Raw genomic sequence first — 17,231 nt, 5'->3', positions numbered from 1 at the left:
GCTTCCGCGGCCGTCCGCATTTGCGCACCAGCCGAGAGAACTCCATGAGCGCCGAGAAAACCAACCAGTCCTGGGGCGGCCGTTTCAGCGAGCCGGTCGACGCCTTTGTCGCCCGCTTCACCGCCTCCGTCGACTTCGACAAGCGCCTGTATCGCCACGACATCATGGGCTCCATCGCCCACGCCAGCATGCTGGAGCAGGCCGGCGTGCTGAGCGCGGCCGAGTGCGAAGCGATCATCGACGGCTTGAAGCAGATCCAGGGCGAGATCGAGGCTGGCAGCTTCGACTGGCGCGTCGACCTGGAAGACGTGCACATGAACATCGAGGCACGCCTGACCGACCGCATCGGCATCACCGGCAAGAAGCTGCACACCGGCCGTAGCCGCAACGACCAGGTGGCCACCGACATCCGCCTGTGGCTGCGCGACGAGATCGACACCATCCTCGGCGAGATCACCCGCCTGCAGCAGGGCTTGCTGGAGCAGGCCGAGCGCCATGCCGAGGTGATCATGCCCGGCTTCACCCACCTGCAGACCGCCCAGCCGGTGACCTTCGGCCATCATCTGCTGGCCTGGTTCGAGATGCTGTCGCGCGACTACGAGCGCCTGGTCGACTGCCGCAAGCGGGTCAACCGCATGCCGCTGGGCTCGGCGGCGCTGGCCGGCACCACCTACCCGATCCAGCGCGAGATCACCTGCCGGCTGCTCGGCTTCGAGGCCATCGGCGGCAACTCACTGGACGGCGTGTCGGATCGCGACTTCGCCATCGAATTCTGCGCCGCCGCCTCCCTGGCGATGATGCACCTGTCGCGCTTCTCCGAGGAGCTGGTGCTGTGGACCAGCGCCCAGTTCAATTTCATCGAGCTGCCCGACCGCTTCTGCACCGGCTCCTCGATCATGCCGCAGAAGAAGAACCCGGACGTGCCGGAGCTGGTGCGAGGCAAGAGCGGCCGGGTGTTCGGCGCCCTGACCGGCCTGCTGACCCTGATGAAGGGCCAGCCGCTGGCCTACAACAAGGACAACCAGGAGGACAAGGAGCCGCTGTTCGACGCCGCCGACACCCTGCGCGACTCCCTGCGCGCCTTCGCCGACATGGTCCCAGCGCTCAAGCCGCGCGTCGAGGTGATGCGCGAGGCGGCGCGGCGCGGCTTCTCCACCGCCACCGACCTCGCCGACTACCTGGTGCGCAAGGGCCTGCCGTTCCGCGACTGCCACGAGATCGTCGGGCATGCCGTCAAATACGGTCTGGAGTCGGACAAGGATCTGGCCGAGATGAGCCTCGACGAGCTGCGCCAGTTCAGCGACCAGATCGGCGAGGACGTGTTCGCCGTGCTGACCCTGGAAGGCTCGGTCAACGCCCGCGATCACATCGGCGGCACCGCACCCAAGCAGGTGCGCGCCGCTGTCGCCCGAAACAAGCAGCTGCTGGCCGCGCGCTGAGGCAGGCCGGCTGTGCGGGCGCGCCACGCCGCCCGCGCTACAGCCAGCCTTTGAACCTGAACCAGGCGTAGGACAGCGCGGCCGAGCCAACCATCATGCCCAGCGCCAGCGGATAGCCGAGGTACCACTCCAGCTCCGGCATGTGACGGAAGTTCATCCCGTAGACGGTGCCGACCAGGGTCGGCGGGAGGAACAGCACCGCGGCGATGGAGAACACCTTGATGATGCTGTTCTGCTCGATGTTGATCAGCCCGAGGGTGGCCTCGAGCAGGAAGCTGCTCTCTCCGGACATCTTCGCCTGGTATCCGCTAAGGGAATGCACGTCCCGTTCGGCGGTTCTCAGCCGGCCCCGGGCCGACTCGTCCAGCCAGCCGTTACCGGCCTGGCGGACGTAGCTGATCTGCCGATCGATGCTCAGCAGGCTTTCGTTCAGCCGGGCCTGCAGGGCATTGTGCCGCCCGAGCAGCTTGACGACCTTCTGCAGGTCGGTCTTTTCCGAGTGGCGCTCGGCGGATTCGCTGAAGATCGCCCGCGACAGGCTGTTCAACTGCCTCTGCAAAAGCTCCAGTACGTCGGCGATGCGATCGACGACACTGTCGATCAGCGCCGCAAAAAGCATCTCGCTGCAGCCATGCAGTCCGGGGCGATGCAGGTTCTTGCCGACGAAGGTACGAAATGCCGACAGCTCGGCGTAGCGCACCGTTACCAACCACTGGCGGCCGAGCACGAAGGTCACCTCGGCGATGCCGGGCTGTTGTTCGCTGATACCGCTGACCAGGCTGACGGTCATGTAGAGAGTGCCGGCATTCTCGTAGAAGCGCGAGGAATCCTCAATCTCCACCATTTCCTCGCGGGTCGGAATGTCCACCCCGAGCATCCGCTCGAGGAACAGCTCCTCCTCGCGGCTGGGCTGCAGCAGGTCGATCCACAGCACTCCCGGCGGCAGCGCCTGGAGATCTTCCGCCGGCAACCGGCGCAGGCCATCGGCGTCGAGCAGGTAATAGGTGATCATGCAACGCGGTCCTGTTCCAGGGCATAGTGGCCTTGCGACCGCGGCCTGCGGCCGGTCGCCAGGCGTTATCATTGCGCAGCAGACCTTCACCACGGAGTCACCGCCATGGGTGCCGGGCGAATCACTGACAAGGGCAGAGCCGCCTCGGGCGCCCCGCGCCTCCAGAGTGCCGCCGACCGCCAGTTCGGCTGCGCGGCGCGTACGTTACATCGAGACCAGCCATGCCGACGATGGTCGCTGCCCTCTCTGCCAATTGGACAGCGGCACCTTGACCGCTGCGGGAGAACCCATGAGCCAGCTAGATCAACAACCGATGGATGATGAAGCCTTCGCCGAGCAGACCCTGATCGAGGCCATCGAAAACCAGATCGCAGCGGACGATCCGCTGGCCGCCAAGGCCACACTGAACAAGCTGACCCTGGTCGGCTACGAACGGGAGGAGATCCTCCATCTGATGGCCCTGGTGCTGGCCCACGAGATCGCCGCCATGCTGCGCGAGGATCGCCCGTTCGACGGCGCCTGGTACGAGCAGGCCCTGCGCGCGTTGCCGGAGTTGCCCGAGGCAGCCGGCTAGGCGCCGCGGCGGCCGCTACACTGGAGGAAAAACTGCCGTCGCCGACGGCCCGCCTCCGGAGTCCCCCCATGGCCTACACCCAAACGCTGGTTGCCGAGCTGGAAATCCTCGCCCTGTTCAACCTGGACAATTGCCAGGAAGAAGGCATCAAGGTCCATCACGATGCGGCTCCGGAGACCGTGGCCGCCGCCCGTCGGCTGTACGACAAGGGCCTGATCAGCCGACCCGACGGCGGCTACCTGACCAGTCTGGGCCTGGATGCCGCCGAACAGGCACAGAACCTGCTGACCATCCTCGCCGGCCCACGCCCCTGAGCGCGACCGCGGGCCACCCGGCTCAGAGTTCGGGGAATGCCAGCTCCTCGCCGACCTGCTCGAGGGTGACGCGGGCGAGCAACTCGCCCAAAGGCTCACCGCTGGCGTCGCAGATCCAGCGGCCGGTGGCTTCGTCGTAGTCGAAGTGGAAACCGCCGGAGCGCGCCGCCAGCCATAGCTGGCGCAGGGGCTCCTGGCGACTGAGGATAATCTGGCTACCGCTCTCGAAACGGACGGACAGGACGCCCGCAGAGTTCTCCAGATCGACGTCCAGGTCGCTGTCTTCGAAAATGTCCTCAACGGCCTGCTGCAGGTCGTCGATCAGGCCGTGGAAGCGGGCTTCGGTAAGGCTCATGCTGGTTCCTCGTCAGAACAATGACGTCGCGGCTGGCGACGATAGCCGATTCGCGCGCCGGCGGGGGCGACAGTGCCCCGCAAGGCCCGCCACGCGGGAGACCCGGCGCATAGGCAAGCCGCCGGGGGGCCGGTATACTTTGGCACACTCAATGCGTTCACAAGGATTTCCGTCATGAAGCGCCTGCTGCTTCCGCTCCTCGCGCTGGCCGTGCTCGCCGCTCCCCTGGCCGGCTGCGGCCAGAAGGGTCCGCTCTACCTTCCTGACGACAAGAAAGCCGGCCACCGCAAAGACCGTTTCGAATTCTAAGAACCTGCCCGCCGCCGCAGCGCCCGGACAGGCTTCTTCCCAGGAGGCCCCCATGGAACCCTTCAACTACCGCGACGGCACGCTGTTCGCGGAAGGCGTGGCGCTGTCCGCCATCGCCATACGCTTCGGCACCCCCACCTACGTCTACTCCCGCGCTCATATCGAGGCCCGCTACCGCGCCTACGCCGATGCCCTGGCGGGTATGCCGCACCTGGTCTGCTTCGCGGTCAAGGCCAATTCCAACCTCGCCGTGCTGAACCTGCTGGCGCGCCTTGGCGCCGGCTTCGACATCGTCTCCCGCGGCGAACTGGAGCGCGTGCTGGCCGCCGGCGGCAATCCGGCAAAAGTGGTGTTCTCCGGGGTTGGCAAGACCCGCGAGGACATGCGTCGCGCCCTGGAGGTCGGCGTGCACTGCTTCAACGTCGAATCCGAGGTAGAGCTGGAGCGCCTGCAGGAGGTCGCCGCCGAACTGGGGGTCAAGGCCCCGGTGTCGCTGCGGGTCAACCCGGACGTGGACGCCCAGACCCATCCCTACATCTCCACCGGACTCAAGGAAAACAAGTTCGGCATCGACATCGAGCAGGCCGAGGAGATCTATGCCCGAGCCGCCGCGCTGCCCAACCTGGAAGTGCTCGGCGTCGACTGCCATATCGGCTCGCAGCTGACCACCCTCTCGCCCTTCCTCGACGCCCTGGACCGCCTGCTGCTGCTGATCGACCGCCTGGCCGCGAGCGGCATCGCCATCCGCCACCTGGACCTCGGCGGCGGCCTCGGCGTGCAGTACCGTGACGAGCAACCGCCGCAGCCCGGCGCCTACATCGCCGCGGTGCGCGAACGCCTTGCAGGCCGCACCCTGGCCCTAGTGCTCGAGCCGGGCCGCTCGATCGTCGCCAATGCCGGCGTGCTGCTGACCCGCGTGGAATACCTCAAGCACACTGAGCACAAGGACTTCGCGGTGGTCGATGCGGCAATGAACGATCTGATCCGCCCGGCCCTCTACCAGGCCTGGATGGACGTGGTGCCGGTGACGCCCCACGGCGGCGAGGTCTGCAGCTACGATTTGGTCGGACCGATCTGCGAGACCGGCGACTTCCTCGCCAAGGACCGCGAGCTGGCCCTGGTCGAGGGCGACCTGCTGGCCGTGCGTTCGGCCGGCGCCTACGGCTTCGTCATGAGCTCCAACTACAACACCCGCGGCCGCGCCGCCGAGGTGCTGGTGGACGGTGGGCAGATGCACCTGGTACGTCGCCGCGAAACCATCGAGGAACTCTACGCCGGCGAAAGCCTGCTGCCCAATTGACACGGAGGCAGGCATGCTGCTGCGTTTCACCAAGATGCACGGCCTCGGCAACGACTTCATGGTCCTCGACCTGGTCAGCCAGCACGCGCACATTCAGCCCAAGCACGCCAGGCAGTGGGGTGACCGCCATACCGGCATCGGCTTCGACCAACTACTGATAGTCGAGCCGCCGACCGATCCGGACGTGGACTTCCGCTACCGCATCTTCAACGCCGATGGTTCCGAGGTGGAGCAATGCGGCAATGGCGCACGCTGCTTCGCCCGCTTCGTGCTCGACAAGCGCCTGACAGTGAAGAAGCGCATCCGCGTGGAAACCCAAAGCGGCATCATCGAACTCGACGTCCGCCCGGACGGCCAGGTCTGCGTCGACATGGGCCCGCCACGCGTGGAACCGAAGGAGGTTCCCTTCCAGGCAGAAGCCGCCGCCCTCAGCTATCGGGTCGAAGTCGACGGCCAGCCGGTCGAGCTCGCCGCGCTGTCCATGGGCAACCCCCATGCGGTGCTGCGGGTGGAGGATGTCGAAAGCGCACCAGTGCACGAGTTGGGGCCTAAACTGGAACATCATCCACGCTTTCCGCAGCGGGTCAACGCGGGTTTCCTCCAGGTCGTCGACCGCCAGCACGCCAGGCTGCGCGTCTGGGAACGCGGCGCCGGCGAGACCCAGGCCTGCGGCACCGGCGCCTGCGCAGCAGCGGTGGCGGCGATTCGTCAGGGCTGGATGGATTCGCCGGTGCTGATCGACCTGCCGGGCGGCCGGCTGTCCATCACCTGGGCGGGGCCGGGCCAGTCGGTCATGATGACCGGCCCTGCGGTGCGCGTGTACGAAGGCCAGGTACGTCTATGAGGATGCAGCAAATGAGTGAGCAGCCCCAAGAGCCCGTCGATGCCACAGCCGTTGCAGACTTCCTGCTGCGGAATCCGCAGTTCTTCCTGGGTCGCGAAGAGCTGCTGGCGGAACTGAATATTCCCCATTCGAGCGGTGCCGCGGTGTCGCTGGTGGAGCGCCAGCTCAGGCTGCTGCGCGAACGCAACAACGAGCTGCGGGGACGCCTGGGACAGTTGATGGACGTGGCCCGTGACAACGACCGCCTGTTCGACAAGACCCGGCGCCTGGTGCTCGACCTGCTCGACGCGACCACGCTGGAAGAGGCAGTCGGCCTGGTGGAGGACAGCCTGCGCCACGAGTTCCAGGTCCCCTTCGTCGGGCTGATCCTGTTCGGCGAACATGCCAGCCCAGCGGGCCGCTGGGTTGACACCGAAGAGGCCCAGCAAGCCATCGGCGGCCTCCTGGCCTGCGGCAAGCCCCTCTGCGGCGTACTGCGCAGCCACGAGCTGGGCTTCCTGTTCGGCGAGGAGCGTCGCCCGCAGATAGGCTCGGCCGCGGTGGCCGCCCTCGACCACCAGGGCCTGCACGGCGTGCTGGCGGTCGGCAGCCCCGATCCCCAGCACTACAGGAGCAGTCTCGGCACCCTCTTTCTCGGCTACATCGCCGACGTCCTCGCCCGCCTGCTACCGCGCCTGGTCAGCACCCCGCTGCGCTCGGTCAGATAAGCCGCCCATGCAGGCCGATCTCGATGCCTTCCTCGACCACCTGCGCAGCGAGCGCCAGGTGTCGCCCCACACCCTCGACGGCTACCGCCGCGATCTCGGCAAGGTCCTCACCCACTGCGAACGGGAGGGGCTGGCCGCCTGGAGCGCGCTGGACGCCGCCCGCCTGCGCCGGCTGATCGCCAAGCTGCACTTGCAGGGCCTCTCCGGTCGCAGCCTGGCGCGGCTGCTCTCGGCGGTGCGCGGCTTCTACCGCTACCTGCTGCGCGAAGGCCACTGCCAGCACGATCCCGCCGCCGGCCTGAGCCCGCCCAAGGGCGAGCGCCGGCTGCCGCGCACCCTGGATGCCGACCGCACCCAGCAGCTGCTCGACGGCGCCATCGAGGACGACTTCATCGCCCGCCGCGACCAGGCCATCCTCGAACTTTTCTACTCCTCCGGCCTGCGCCTCTCGGAGCTGGTCGGCCTGGACCTGGAGCGCCTCGACCTGGCCGACGGGCTGGTGCGGGTGCACGGCAAGGGCAACAAGGTCCGCGAACTGCCGATCGGCAGCAAGGCACGCCAGGCGCTGGAGGCCTGGCTGCCGCTGCGGGCGCTGGCGCGGCCGGCCGACGGCGCGCTGTTCATTGGCCGCCAAGGCCGCCGCCTGAGTCCGCGCGCCGTGCAGCTGCGGGTGCGCCAGGCCGGCGTGCGCGAACTGGGCCAGCACCTGCACCCGCACATGCTGCGCCATAGCTTCGCCAGCCACCTGCTGGAGTCCTCCCAGGACCTGCGCGCGGTGCAGGAACTGCTCGGCCATGCCGACATCGCCACCACGCAGATCTACACCCATCTCGACTTCCAGCACCTGGCGGCGGTCTACGACCAGGCCCATCCACGGGCGCGCCGCCGCAAGGACGAGACCCCATGAGCATCCGCCTGATCACCTTCGACCTCGACGACACCCTGTGGAACGTCGCCCCGGTCATCGAGGGCGCCGAAGCCGAACTGCGCGACTGGCTGGGCCGCCACGCGCCGCTGCTCGGCGCGGTGCCGGTCGAACACCTGTGGCCGATCCGCACCCGCCTGGTCGAAGGGGAGCCGACGCTCCGGCACCGCATCAGCGAGCTGCGCCGCCGTGTGCTGCTGCACGCCCTCGAGGAAGCCGGCTACCCTGCAGCCGAGGCGCGAGAGCTGGCCGAGCAGGCCTTCCAGACCTTCCTCGCCGCACGCCACCGGATCGAATTCTTCCCCGAGACGCAACCGACCCTGGAAATCCTCGCCAACCGTTACGTCCTTGGCGTGCTCACCAACGGCAACGCCGACGTGCGCCGCCTGGGCCTGGCCGACTACTTCCGCTTTACCCTCTGTGCAGAAGAGCTGGGCATCGGCAAGCCCGATCCGCAGCCGTTCCTCGAGGCCCTGCGGCGCGGCGGCGTGGCGGCCGAACAGGCAGTGCACATCGGCGACCACCCCGACGACGACATCCAGGGTGCCCAGCGCGCCGGCCTGCGGGCGATCTGGTACAACCCCGCCGGCAAGCCCTGGAGCCACGACGGCACACCAGACGCGCAGATCGCCAGCCTGGCCGAGCTGCCGGCGCTGCTCGGTCACTGGCAAGCCGGCTGACGGCGGTGCACGGCGATCCCGCCGTCCCCGGCCGACCCCATGCCTGGCCGGCGGAAAGCCGCTACCGCCTGTTGCCACCAGCGCTGGTGCTGCTCGCCGGCAGCCTCGCCGGAGGCATCCAGCCAGCCGGCCTGCTCGCCGGCAGCCTCTTCGTCGCCTGGGTGTTCTACTCCCGGCCATACTTGGCGGATGGCCCCTGGCGCGCCAGCGTGCTGCTTGCCAGCCTGGCGCTGGCCGCCCACCTGCTACCCGGCTTCGTCCCGCTGCTGCTCGCCGAACCGCACCCGCTCAGCCCCGACGCGCCGCCCTACGGCGTGCGCTTGTCCTGGGACAAGCTGCTGCTCGGCGCCACCTTGCTGGGCTGGTGGTGGACGGAGGCCGCCACGCGCCCCCGCGCGCCGGCACGGCCAGGCCGGGCCTGGGCCTGCGCCCTGGCGACCCTGCTCGGCGTGCCGACGCTGGCCCTGGCCGGCGGCATGCTGGCCTGGCAGCCGAAATGGCCCGCCGAGCTGCCGGCCTGGCTGGCGGTGAATCCCGGGGTGACGGTACTGGCCGAGGAGCTGCTGTTTCGCGGCCTACTACAGGGCGCGCTGGTGCAGCGCCTCGGCACGGTCCGCGGGATCGCCTTGAGCGCCGCCCTGTTCGGCCTGGCCCATGTGCCCTTCAGCCTGTCGTTCGCCCTGCTCGCCGGCGTGGCAGGCCTCGGCTACGGCTGGGTCATGCAGTTGTCCGGCCGCCTGGGCGCGGCGGTGCTGCTGCACGGGGCGGTCAACCTGCTGCACTTCCTGCTGCTCAGCTACCCGCTGCGCCTGAACTGAAGGCACAAAAAAGGCGGCCCGGGATTCGCTCCCAGGCCGCCCTTGCGCCGCCAGCCGACCGGAAAGGGTCAGATGGGGCGGCTACCGTACTTGCTGTCCGGCTTCTTCGGCGGGTCGGCGACCACGTTCGGCTCGACTTCCTGCACCTTGCCGCCGCGCGCCAGGAATTCCTCCATGGCCCGCGCCAACGCATCGCGATCCTTCTGCTTGGCCTCAACGCTGAGCATCTCGTCAACGTCCACTGTGCTCTTGGACTTCTTGCCGGAGGCCACCACCCGGTCACTGCCGTCGTCCTCCTCAGCGACTGCCTCGTCGGCGGCGTTCAGCTCCTCACCTTCGTCCTCCTCACCCGCTTCCAGCTCTTCCTGTTCCAGTTCTTCATCGCTCATGTTCGACCTCACGACTTGCATACAACAGGTTGGTTATAGTCCCGCCAGCGGTCGCTTTGACCCTGGCCCGCGGACCACTGCATTCGTTGGGCGATCTCAGCTCTGAGAGCTTCGCCAAAAAAATCAGTTCCCTCGGCCCTGCAGCGTGGCCAGGATGCGGCGCGCGCCCCCATGTTCGCGGTGCTCGCCGAGATAGATTCCCTGCCAGATCCCCAGCGCCAGGCGTCCCGCCGTCACCGGCAGGAGCAGTTGGCAGCCCAGCAGACTGGCCTTGAAGTGCGCTGGCAGATCGTCCGGCCCTTCATAGTCATGTTCGTAGCCGCCGTCGCCCTGGGGCACCAGACGGTTGAAGAAGCGCTCGAAATCGCGCCGCACCGCCGCGTCGGCATTCTCGTTGATCGTCAACGAGGCCGAGGTGTGCTGCAGCCAGAGGTGCAGCAGCCCCACCCGGCAGGAGGCCAGCTCCGGCAGGCCGGCAAGCAGCTCGTCGGTCACCAGATGGAAGCCGCGCGGCCGCGCACGCAGGGTGATAGTCGTCTGTTGCCACATCTGCCACAGCTCCAGGATTCTGCCGCGGGAATTCTAGCGCGGCACAGAAAAAAGCAAAGGGCGCCGATGGCGCCCTTTTGACGGTTTGCGACCATTGCCGGAGCACGGCCGCAGGGAGAATGGCGGCCGGATCGCTCCGGCCGCCCTCCCGACCCTCAGATGTTGTAGCCGCGCTCGTTGTGCAGGGAGAGGTCGAGACCGATGGTTTCTTCCTCATCGCTGATGCGCAGGCCCATCACCCGCTCGATCACCTTGAGGATCGCGAAGGTGACGACACCGGTGTAGATCACGGTGAAGAGCACACCCTTGGTCTGGATCCACAGCTGGCTGGCGATGCTGTCCACCTCGCCGAAACCACCCAGGGCCGGTGCCGCGAACAGGCCGGTCAGCAGCGCACCGACGATGCCGCCGATACCGTGCACGCCGAAGGCATCGAGGGAATCGTCATAGCCGAGGTTGCGCTTCAGGCTGGTGGCGCAGTAGAAACAGATTGCGCCGGAGGCCAGACCGATCACCAGGGCGCCCATCGGGCCGACGGTGCCGGCGGCCGGGGTGATGGCCACCAGGCCGGCGACCACGCCGGAGGCGATGCCCAGGGCGCTCGGCTTGCCGTGGGTCAGCCACTCGGCGACCATCCAGGTCAGTGCCGCGGCGGCAGTGGCGATCTGGGTCACCAGCATGGCCATACCGGCGGTGCCGTTGGCGGCGATCGCGGAACCGGCATTGAAGCCGAACCAGCCGACCCACAGCATGGCCGCGCCGATCAGGGTGTAGCCGAGGTTGTGCGGGGTCATGGCGACGCCCGGGTAGCCCTTGCGCTTGCCCAGCACCAGGCAGGCCATCAGGCCGGCGACACCGGCGTTGATGTGCACCACGGTGCCGCCAGCGAAGTCAAGCACGCCCCAGTCCCACATCAGCGCGCCGTTGCCGCTCCAGACCATGTGGGCGATGGGCGCGTAGACCAGCAGGAACCAGACGGACATGAACACCAGCATCGATGAGAACTTCATGCGCTCGGCGAAAGCACCGGTGATCAGCGCCGGAGTGATGATGGCGAAAGTCATCTGGAAGGTGATGAAGACGCTTTCAGGAAAGGTGCCAACCAGGCTGTCGGTGGTCAACCCGCTGAGAAAGGCCTTCTCCAAACCGCCAACGAAGGAGCTGAAGTTGAGCACGCCCTCTTCCATGCCGGTGGTGTCGAAGGCGATGCTGTAGCCGAAAAGGACCCAGAGCACGCTGATCAGGCCGGTGATGGCAAAACACTGCATCATCACCGAGAGCACATTCTTCGAGCGCACCATGCCGCCGTAGAACAGCGCCAGACCGGGAACGGTCATGAACAGCACCAGCGCCGTGGCGGTGAGCATCCAGGCGGTATCGCCGGAGTCCAACGTGGCCTCCTGGGCGCTGGCTAGAGCAGGCAAGAAGAGAGAGGGAAGGGCAGCGAGCCCTGCGCTTTTGCGCAACATCATTGGTTATCTCCTGGGGCGGGGGGATCGTAGGCTCAGATCGCGTCGGTGCCGGTTTCGCCGGTACGGATGCGGATGGCCTGTTCTAGATTGACTACGAAAATCTTGCCGTCACCGATCTTGCCGGTGTTGGCAGCTTTGGTGATCGCCTCGATGACGTGATCGAGTTGGCCGTCCTCGATGGCCACATCGATCTTCACCTTGGGCAGAAAGTCGACCACGTACTCCGCACCCCGGTACAGCTCGGTATGACCCTTCTGCCGGCCAAACCCCTTGACTTCGGTGACGGTGATGCCCTGCACCCCAATCTCCGACAGCGACTCGCGTACGTCGTCCAGCTTGAACGGCTTGATGATGGCAGTGACTAGCTTCATGAAACGTATCTCCGTGTAGTGGACTTGCCCCAGGAAAAAACGACCCCAATTCAAGTCTAAGCGCAGTGTCTGGCTTTGTAACGCGCGGGTATCTCGGGCCGACCCGCTCGACGGCACCCGGCTCTGGCGAGCACGCTGGATCCCATGCCTTCGCAAAGGCAAAAATCATACCGCTATCGACAAACGGCAAAAACCCCTATTAGCAAACGGTTATAGAACTTCTCTAAAGCGCTACGGGAAAATCCCGCACCCATTCAGTGCGCAGTCCAGCGCACGCCAGCACAAAAACCGTGCACAACACCTCTCGGCAGTCTTGCCGATGCCCCGTGCTACACTGCCGACCGATTGACTCCGGAACCGTATCATGCTGCCACCCAAAGCCCTGTTCGACACCCTCAGCACCCATGCCGCCCGCCTGTTCAACGGCGAGGCGCCACTCCCGCCACGCGAGCTCGAAGCCCAGCTCAAGGCCCTGCTGCAGAGCGCCTTCAGCAAACTCGATCTGGTCAGCCGGGAAGAGTTCGACAGCCAGATGGCCGTCCTCGCCCACACCCGCGCCCGCCTGGAGGCTCTGGAAGCCAAGGTCGCCGAACTCGAGGCACGCCTGGGCGAACAGCCCCCCACCCCGCCCGCCGCCTGAGCGTGCGGGGAATGCGATCAAGGAGAGATCCATGTCCCTGGCCATCGTCCACAGCCGCGCCCAGGTGGGCGTCGAAGCGCCCGCCGTCACCGTGGAGGCTCACCTCGCCAACGGCCTGCCGGCGCTGACCCTGGTCGGCCTGCCGGAAACCGCGGTCCGCGAGAGCAAGGACCGCGTGCGCAGCGCCATCCTCACCTCCGGCTTCGACTTTCCGGCGCGGCGCATCACCCTCAATCTGGCACCCGCCGACCTGCCCAAGGACGGCGGACGCTTCGACCTGGCCATCGCCCTCGGCATCCTCGCTGCCAGCGAGCAGCTGCCCACCGAGGCCCTCGGCCCCCTGGAATGCCTCGGCGAGCTGGCCCTCTCCGGCAGCCTGCGGCCGGTCCAGGGCGTGCTGCCCGCCGCGCTGGCCGCCCGCGCCGCCGGACGCACCCTTGTGGTGCCGCGGGCGAACGCCGAGGAGGCCAGCCTGGCCTCGGGACTGACCGTGCTGGCCGTCGACCACCTGCTGGAGCTGGCCGCCCACCTGAACGGCCAGGCCCCGCTGGCGCCCTACCAGGCCCAGGGCCTGCTGCGCCAGGCGCCATCCTACCCCGACCTCGCCGAAGTGCAGGGCCAGGCCGCGGCCAAGCGTGCCCTGCTGGTGGCCGCCGCCGGCTCCCACAACCTGCTGCTCAGCGGCCCGCCGGGAACCGGAAAGACCCTTCTGGCCAGCCGCCTGCCGGGACTGCTGCCGCCTTTGGACGAGCGCGAGGCGCTGGAAGTGGCGGCGATCCACTCGGTGGCCGGCGCCGCACCGCTCGCGGCCTGGCCGAAGCGGCCGTTCCGTCAGCCGCACCACAGCGCCTCGGGACCAGCGCTGGTCGGCGGCGGCAGCCGGCCGCGCCCCGGGGAGATCACCCTGGCCCACCAGGGAGTATTATTTCTCGACGAATTGCCGGAGTTCGACCGCAAGGTGCTGGAAGTGCTGCGCGAGCCCCTGGAAAGCGGCGAGATCGTCATCGCCCGGGCCAACGACAAGGTGCGTTTTCCGGCGCGCTTCCAACTGGTCGCGGCGATGAACCCCTGCCCCTGCGGCTACCTGGGCGACCCCGCCGGCCGCTGCCGCTGCAGCCCTGAACAGATCCAGCGCTACCGCGCCAAGCTGTCCGGCCCGCTGCTCGACCGCATCGACCTGCATATCGGCGTCACCCGCGAGGCCACCGCCCTGGGCGCACCGCGCCTGGACGGCCCGGATACCGCCAGCGCCGCGACCCAGGTGGCGGCGGCGCGCAACCGCCAGCTCGCACGCCAAGGTTGCCCCAATGCTTTCCTCGACCTGCCTGGTCTGCACCAACACTGCGCACTGGACAGCGAAGATCGTCAGTGGCTGGAATGCGCTTGCGAACGCCTCGGCCTGTCGCTGCGCGCCGCCCACCGCATCCTCAAGGTGGCACGCACCCTGGCCGATCTCGAGGCGGTGCCGGACATCGCCCGCGTGCACCTGGCCGAAGCCCTGCAGTACCGGGCCAGCACCGCCTGAGCACACGTCCCGCCGGGGAGAGGGTTGAGTTGAGGGGAAAAGTCCCCTCAGTTGCGCCCAGTCAGCCTGCCGAGCAGGCCGCGCAGAGTTTCCTGCAGGTCGGCGGGCATCACCACCACCTTGGCGTTGCCGCTCTGGGCAAGCTTTTCCAGGGAGGTGATGTACTTCTCGCCGAGCAGGTACATCATCGGCCCGGGCTCCGTACCGACCGCATTGGTCACCCGGCTGATCGCCTCGGACGAGGCCTCGGCCAGCAGCACCTGGGCATTGGCGTCGCGCCGCGCCGACTCCAGGCGCGCCTCGGCTTCGAGGATCGTCGCCTGCTTCGCGCCCTCGACCTTGGTCACTGCGGCCTTGCGCTCGCGCTCGGCGGCTGCCTGCAGTTCCATTGCCCGCTGCATCGACTCGGACGGCTTGATGTCCTGGATCTCCACCGACTTCACCGTCAGCCCCCAGTCCACCGCCTCGTCGGCGATGCTCTCGCGCAGCCGGGCCTTGATCTTGTCCCGCGAGGACAGCGCCTCGTCCAGCTCCATCTCGCCAACGATCGAGCGCAGAGTGGTCATGATCAGGTTGCGGATCGCCTCGGAGAAGCCGGTGACCCCGTAGACCGCCTTGGCCGGATCGGTGACCTTCACGAAGGCGGTGGCATTGGCGAGGATCACCGCATTGTCGCGGGTGATGACTTCGTGCTGCTGCACATCGAGGATGATGTCCTTGGTCACCAGCTTGTAGGCGACGTTGTCCAGGAAGGGGATGATAAGGTTCAGTCCCGGCCGCAGAGTGACGTGGTAGCGCCCCAGCCGCTCCACGACCCACGCCTCGCCCTGGGCCACCAGCCGTACCCCTTGGCGACGGTAATGAGGACGAACGCGAGAACCGCGATCGCCACTGCCAATCCCGCACTCATGTAGTGCTCCTTGTTTCTTTGGAAAGATCAGACCCTGGCTACCTTGACGTAACTGCCCTCGATTGACACCACGCGCACCCGCTCCCCCGCAGGAATGGTCGCCTCGGCCATGCAGGCCCACTCCTCGGCGCCAAGAATCGGCTTCTGGAAACGCACCCGGCCCCGCTCGAAGGGGGCGATGGCGCTGACCAAGAGCCCCATCTCGCCGATCGCCTCGCCGGCCGCCGTGCCGATCCGCGTCGTCTACCGGCCGGGCCGGAACACGCCGAAGCACAGCGCGGTCATCGCCAGCGAACTCGGGATCCAAACCAGCAGCTGCGCGGTCAGCGAAAGAGCGCCGGCCAGCAGCAGGGCCCAGAGGCCGAACCAGATCACGAAAAACGCCGGTATGGCCAGTTCCAGCAGGATCAGTACGACCCCGCCGACGACCCAGTGCCACCACTCCATCGCCATCCACTCCTCAGCGTTCATCGCCGTTATCGGCCGCACGATATTAACTGGCCAGCAATCCCGGCAACAGGATGCAGCGCCGTGGAGCAGACTTGACCTGAGTGCCTTTCCCATCTCTCCGTGAAACGACGCCATTGCCCTCTGTCACCGATTCAAGTCCTCATGCAGATAGTCGGTGAAAGCGCGAATCAGCGCCGAGACCTGGCGATGCTGCGGGTAGACCGCGTAGATCTTCGCCGGTGGCGGCAGGAAGGCTTCGAGCACCGGCACCAGCGCGCCCGTGGCCAGTTCCGGGCCGACGATGAAGGTCGGCAGCCAAGCGAGGCCGAGCCCGGCGAGGGCGGCGTCGCGCACCAGCTCGTCGTTGTTGACGCGATAGCGGCCACGAACGCCGATGCGCTCGGGCCGGCCGTCGCGCCAATAGGTCCACTCCACCGCCTTGCCGTGGCCGTAGAGCAGGCAATCGTGGTCGCGCAGTTCCGCCGGCATCTGCGGCGTACCGCGGCGAGCAAGGTAGGCTGGACTGGCGCAGGTGACCATCTCCAGCGGGGTCAGGGCGCGGGCGATCAGCGTAGAGTCGGCGAGCTCGCCGATGCGCACCGCCATGTCGTAGCCCTCCTCGAGCAGATCGACCCGCCGGTCGCTCAGGTCCAGCTCAACGGCGATCTCCGGGTAGCGCTCGAGAAAGCCCGGCAGCAGGCGACCGAGATGCAGGGTGCCGAAGGACATCGGCGCCGACAGGCGCAGCGTGCCTCGCGGCGTCGCCCGCTGCTGCAGGATGGCCTGCTCGGCCGCCTCCACGCCGTCGAGGATCTGCCGGGCGCGCTCGCAGTAGAGCAGCCCAAGCGGGGTGACGGCGAGCCGGCGGGTCGAGCGGTTGAGCAGGCGCACCCCCAGCCGTGCCTCCAGGCCCATCAGCCGGCGGCTGACGAACTGCTTGGACAACCCCAGCGCCTCGGTAGCGGCGGTGAAGCTTCCGCCGTCCACGACGGCGACGAACAGGCGCATGTCCTCGATCTGGTTAATTGTCTCTTCTGAATGGACTATATAGCGCTTTCCGGCATCTTAATTGAATCGCAATAAGACACTAGTCTGTGCTCACGGTGCTGAACAAGGCACCTCCACCGACCCGGAGACACGGACATGACCTTCTCGACCAGCACCGTCACCAACACCGCCACCGCCTTCACCGGCCGCATCCTGCTGAGCTCGCTGTTTCTCGTCAGCGGCCTGGGCAAGGCCGCTGCCCCGGCCGCCACCCTCGGCTACATCGGCAGCACCGGCATGCCCTTCCCCACCTTGGCCCTGGCGATCGCGCTGCTGATCGAACTGGGCTTCGCCACGGCGCTGCTGGTCGGCTACCGCACCCGCTTGGTCGCCACCGTCATGGCCGGCTTCACCCTGGCGACGGCCCTGGCGTTCCACAACCAGTTCGGCGACCAGAACCAGCTCATCCACTTCCTGAAGAACCTGGCGATCGCCGGGGGCCTGCTGCAGGTGGCCGCCTTCGGCGCCGGCGCCCTGAGCCTGGATGCCTACCGCAGCCGCCGTACCGCCCACGCCTGAAGTTTCCCGCCCGGCTCCGGCCGGGCCTTGCCGACCGAGGAATTCGATATGAACGAACTGCGCAGATCCGCCGAGCGTGGCG

At 67.5% G+C, this 17,231-nt stretch carries 20 protein-coding genes and 2 pseudogenes; 13 read left to right on the top strand and 9 right to left on the bottom strand.

All coding sequences use genetic code 11. The features are described 5' to 3' along the window. Window positions 1-44: 44 nt before the first annotated feature. Window positions 45-1,439 carry an argininosuccinate lyase gene (argH, locus tag ACYVD0_RS13765; RefSeq protein ID WP_460427324.1) on the top strand — a complete coding sequence of 465 codons (1,395 nt, stop codon included), beginning with the start codon at window positions 45-47 and terminating at the stop codon, window positions 1,437-1,439. 37 nt (window positions 1,440-1,476) lie between these two features. On the opposite strand, the gene ACYVD0_RS13760 is transcribed toward argH, so the two are convergent. Beyond that, on the bottom strand, window positions 1,477-2,451 hold the full coding sequence (locus ACYVD0_RS13760) for a magnesium transporter CorA family protein (RefSeq protein ID WP_460427323.1): 975 nt from the start codon (window positions 2,449-2,451) through the stop codon (window positions 1,477-1,479). 289 nt (window positions 2,452-2,740) lie between these two features. Here ACYVD0_RS13760 and ACYVD0_RS13755 point away from each other — a divergent pair, with 289 nt between their 5' ends. Then, complete coding sequence (locus ACYVD0_RS13755; protein WP_460427322.1) at window positions 2,741-3,025, top strand: hypothetical protein; 285 nt, start codon at window positions 2,741-2,743, stop codon at window positions 3,023-3,025. A 68-nt stretch (window positions 3,026-3,093) separates the two neighbouring features. Next, window positions 3,094-3,339 carry a TIGR02647 family protein gene (locus ACYVD0_RS13750; protein ID WP_460427321.1) on the top strand — a complete coding sequence of 82 codons (246 nt, stop codon included), beginning with the start codon at window positions 3,094-3,096 and terminating at the stop codon, window positions 3,337-3,339. 22 nt (window positions 3,340-3,361) lie between these two features. Here ACYVD0_RS13750 and cyaY read toward each other — a convergent pair whose 3' ends face one another. Beyond that, window positions 3,362-3,694 (bottom strand): iron donor protein CyaY, encoded by a 333-nt coding sequence (cyaY, locus tag ACYVD0_RS13745; protein WP_460427320.1) that lies wholly within the window; start codon window positions 3,692-3,694, stop codon window positions 3,362-3,364. A 174-nt stretch (window positions 3,695-3,868) separates the two neighbouring features. Here cyaY and lptM point away from each other — a divergent pair, with 174 nt between their 5' ends. The 7 genes from lptM to ACYVD0_RS13710 are packed head-to-tail and all read left to right on the top strand — an operon-like array spanning window position 3,869 to window position 9,277. Then, a complete protein-coding gene (gene lptM / locus ACYVD0_RS13740) occupies window positions 3,869-4,003 on the top strand; it encodes an LPS translocon maturation chaperone LptM (RefSeq protein WP_012703235.1) in 135 nt (44 codons plus the stop codon). Between the two features lie 52 nt (window positions 4,004-4,055). Further along, a complete protein-coding gene (gene lysA / locus ACYVD0_RS13735) occupies window positions 4,056-5,303 on the top strand; it encodes a diaminopimelate decarboxylase family protein (protein WP_460427319.1) in 1,248 nt (415 codons plus the stop codon). A 13-nt stretch (window positions 5,304-5,316) separates the two neighbouring features. Beyond that, window positions 5,317-6,147, top strand: coding sequence for a diaminopimelate epimerase (gene dapF, locus ACYVD0_RS13730; RefSeq protein WP_460427318.1), 831 nt, complete (start codon window positions 5,317-5,319; stop codon window positions 6,145-6,147). Window positions 6,148-6,149: 2 nt separating this feature from the next. Further along, entirely contained in the window at window positions 6,150-6,854 is a 705-nt protein-coding gene (locus tag ACYVD0_RS13725) for a DUF484 family protein (RefSeq protein WP_460427317.1), read from the top strand. A 7-nt stretch (window positions 6,855-6,861) separates the two neighbouring features. Further along, window positions 6,862-7,761, top strand: a complete 900-nt coding sequence (gene xerC / locus ACYVD0_RS13720) for a tyrosine recombinase XerC (protein WP_460427316.1) — start codon at window positions 6,862-6,864, stop codon at window positions 7,759-7,761. Continuing rightward, window positions 7,758-8,459: an HAD family hydrolase gene (locus ACYVD0_RS13715; RefSeq protein WP_460427315.1), complete on the top strand. Its 702-nt coding sequence runs from the start codon at window positions 7,758-7,760 to the stop codon at window positions 8,457-8,459. Before xerC ends, ACYVD0_RS13715 begins: the two co-directional genes overlap by 4 nt. A gap of 5 nt (window positions 8,460-8,464) precedes the next feature. Beyond that, window positions 8,465-9,277: a CPBP family intramembrane glutamic endopeptidase gene (locus ACYVD0_RS13710; RefSeq protein ID WP_460427314.1), complete on the top strand. Its 813-nt coding sequence runs from the start codon at window positions 8,465-8,467 to the stop codon at window positions 9,275-9,277. Window positions 9,278-9,345: 68 nt separating this feature from the next. On the opposite strand, the gene sutA is transcribed toward ACYVD0_RS13710, so the two are convergent. The 4 genes from sutA to glnK all read right to left on the bottom strand — a co-directional run bounded on the left by sutA (window position 9,346) and on the right by glnK (window position 12,058). Next, window positions 9,346-9,666, bottom strand: coding sequence for a transcriptional regulator SutA (sutA, locus tag ACYVD0_RS13705; RefSeq protein ID WP_460427313.1), 321 nt, complete (start codon window positions 9,664-9,666; stop codon window positions 9,346-9,348). Between the two features lie 123 nt (window positions 9,667-9,789). Next, complete coding sequence (locus tag ACYVD0_RS13700) at window positions 9,790-10,215, bottom strand: YjbQ family protein (RefSeq protein ID WP_460427312.1); 426 nt, start codon at window positions 10,213-10,215, stop codon at window positions 9,790-9,792. 155 nt (window positions 10,216-10,370) lie between these two features. Continuing rightward, window positions 10,371-11,687 carry an ammonium transporter gene (locus ACYVD0_RS13695; RefSeq protein WP_460427311.1) on the bottom strand — a complete coding sequence of 439 codons (1,317 nt, stop codon included), beginning with the start codon at window positions 11,685-11,687 and terminating at the stop codon, window positions 10,371-10,373. 32 nt (window positions 11,688-11,719) lie between these two features. Further along, the gene (gene glnK / locus ACYVD0_RS13690) at window positions 11,720-12,058 is read right to left on the bottom strand and encodes a P-II family nitrogen regulator (protein WP_090621567.1); all 339 of its coding nucleotides are present in this window, start codon (window positions 12,056-12,058) and stop codon (window positions 11,720-11,722) included. A gap of 364 nt (window positions 12,059-12,422) precedes the next feature. Between glnK and ACYVD0_RS13685 the strand changes: the two genes are divergently transcribed. Continuing rightward, window positions 12,423-12,698 (top strand): accessory factor UbiK family protein, encoded by a 276-nt coding sequence (locus tag ACYVD0_RS13685; protein ID WP_460427310.1) that lies wholly within the window; start codon window positions 12,423-12,425, stop codon window positions 12,696-12,698. 31 nt (window positions 12,699-12,729) lie between these two features. After that, entirely contained in the window at window positions 12,730-14,223 is a 1,494-nt protein-coding gene (locus ACYVD0_RS13680) for a YifB family Mg chelatase-like AAA ATPase (protein WP_460427309.1), read from the top strand. A gap of 47 nt (window positions 14,224-14,270) precedes the next feature. Here ACYVD0_RS13680 and ACYVD0_RS13675 read toward each other — a convergent pair. From ACYVD0_RS13675 to ACYVD0_RS13665, 3 genes and pseudogenes are all read right to left on the bottom strand, one after another. Next, window positions 14,271-15,133, bottom strand: a pseudogene (locus ACYVD0_RS13675) (SPFH domain-containing protein). A 27-nt stretch (window positions 15,134-15,160) separates the two neighbouring features. Further along, window positions 15,161-15,586 (bottom strand): annotated as a pseudogene (locus tag ACYVD0_RS13670) (NfeD family protein). Window positions 15,587-15,727: 141 nt separating this feature from the next. Next, window positions 15,728-16,609, bottom strand: coding sequence for a LysR family transcriptional regulator (locus ACYVD0_RS13665; protein WP_460427378.1), 882 nt, complete (start codon window positions 16,607-16,609; stop codon window positions 15,728-15,730). Between the two features lie 117 nt (window positions 16,610-16,726). Here ACYVD0_RS13665 and ACYVD0_RS13660 point away from each other — a divergent pair, with 117 nt between their 5' ends. Beyond that, window positions 16,727-17,149: a DoxX family protein gene (locus ACYVD0_RS13660; protein ID WP_460427308.1), complete on the top strand. Its 423-nt coding sequence runs from the start codon at window positions 16,727-16,729 to the stop codon at window positions 17,147-17,149. The last annotated feature ends 82 nt before the right edge of the window (window positions 17,150-17,231 follow it).

Source organism: Azotobacter armeniacus (genome assembly GCF_054779355.1).
This window is presented reverse-complemented; position numbering and strand designations above follow the sequence as displayed.

Bases quoted from the DNA above. Each gene is read 5' to 3' on its own strand.
- argH (WP_460427324.1), top strand. From the start codon at position 45: ATGAGCGCCGAGAAAACCAACCAGTCCTGGGGCGGCCGTTTCAGCGAG.
- ACYVD0_RS13760 (WP_460427323.1), bottom strand. From the start codon at position 2,451: ATGATCACCTATTACCTGCTCGACGCCGATGGCCTGCGCCGGTTGCCG.
- ACYVD0_RS13755 (WP_460427322.1), top strand. From the start codon at position 2,741: ATGAGCCAGCTAGATCAACAACCGATGGATGATGAAGCCTTCGCCGAG.
- ACYVD0_RS13750 (WP_460427321.1), top strand. From the start codon at position 3,094: ATGGCCTACACCCAAACGCTGGTTGCCGAGCTGGAAATCCTCGCCCTG.
- cyaY (WP_460427320.1), bottom strand. From the start codon at position 3,694: ATGAGCCTTACCGAAGCCCGCTTCCACGGCCTGATCGACGACCTGCAG.
- lptM (WP_012703235.1), top strand. From the start codon at position 3,869: ATGAAGCGCCTGCTGCTTCCGCTCCTCGCGCTGGCCGTGCTCGCCGCT.
- lysA (WP_460427319.1), top strand. From the start codon at position 4,056: ATGGAACCCTTCAACTACCGCGACGGCACGCTGTTCGCGGAAGGCGTG.
- dapF (WP_460427318.1), top strand. From the start codon at position 5,317: ATGCTGCTGCGTTTCACCAAGATGCACGGCCTCGGCAACGACTTCATG.
- ACYVD0_RS13725 (WP_460427317.1), top strand. From the start codon at position 6,150: ATGCAGCAAATGAGTGAGCAGCCCCAAGAGCCCGTCGATGCCACAGCC.
- xerC (WP_460427316.1), top strand. From the start codon at position 6,862: ATGCAGGCCGATCTCGATGCCTTCCTCGACCACCTGCGCAGCGAGCGC.
- ACYVD0_RS13715 (WP_460427315.1), top strand. From the start codon at position 7,758: ATGAGCATCCGCCTGATCACCTTCGACCTCGACGACACCCTGTGGAAC.
- sutA (WP_460427313.1), bottom strand. From the start codon at position 9,666: ATGAGCGATGAAGAACTGGAACAGGAAGAGCTGGAAGCGGGTGAGGAG.
- ACYVD0_RS13700 (WP_460427312.1), bottom strand. From the start codon at position 10,215: ATGTGGCAACAGACGACTATCACCCTGCGTGCGCGGCCGCGCGGCTTC.
- ACYVD0_RS13695 (WP_460427311.1), bottom strand. From the start codon at position 11,687: ATGATGTTGCGCAAAAGCGCAGGGCTCGCTGCCCTTCCCTCTCTCTTC.
- glnK (WP_090621567.1), bottom strand. From the start codon at position 12,058: ATGAAGCTAGTCACTGCCATCATCAAGCCGTTCAAGCTGGACGACGTA.
- ACYVD0_RS13685 (WP_460427310.1), top strand. From the start codon at position 12,423: ATGCTGCCACCCAAAGCCCTGTTCGACACCCTCAGCACCCATGCCGCC.
- ACYVD0_RS13680 (WP_460427309.1), top strand. From the start codon at position 12,730: ATGTCCCTGGCCATCGTCCACAGCCGCGCCCAGGTGGGCGTCGAAGCG.
- ACYVD0_RS13660 (WP_460427308.1), top strand. From the start codon at position 16,727: ATGACCTTCTCGACCAGCACCGTCACCAACACCGCCACCGCCTTCACC.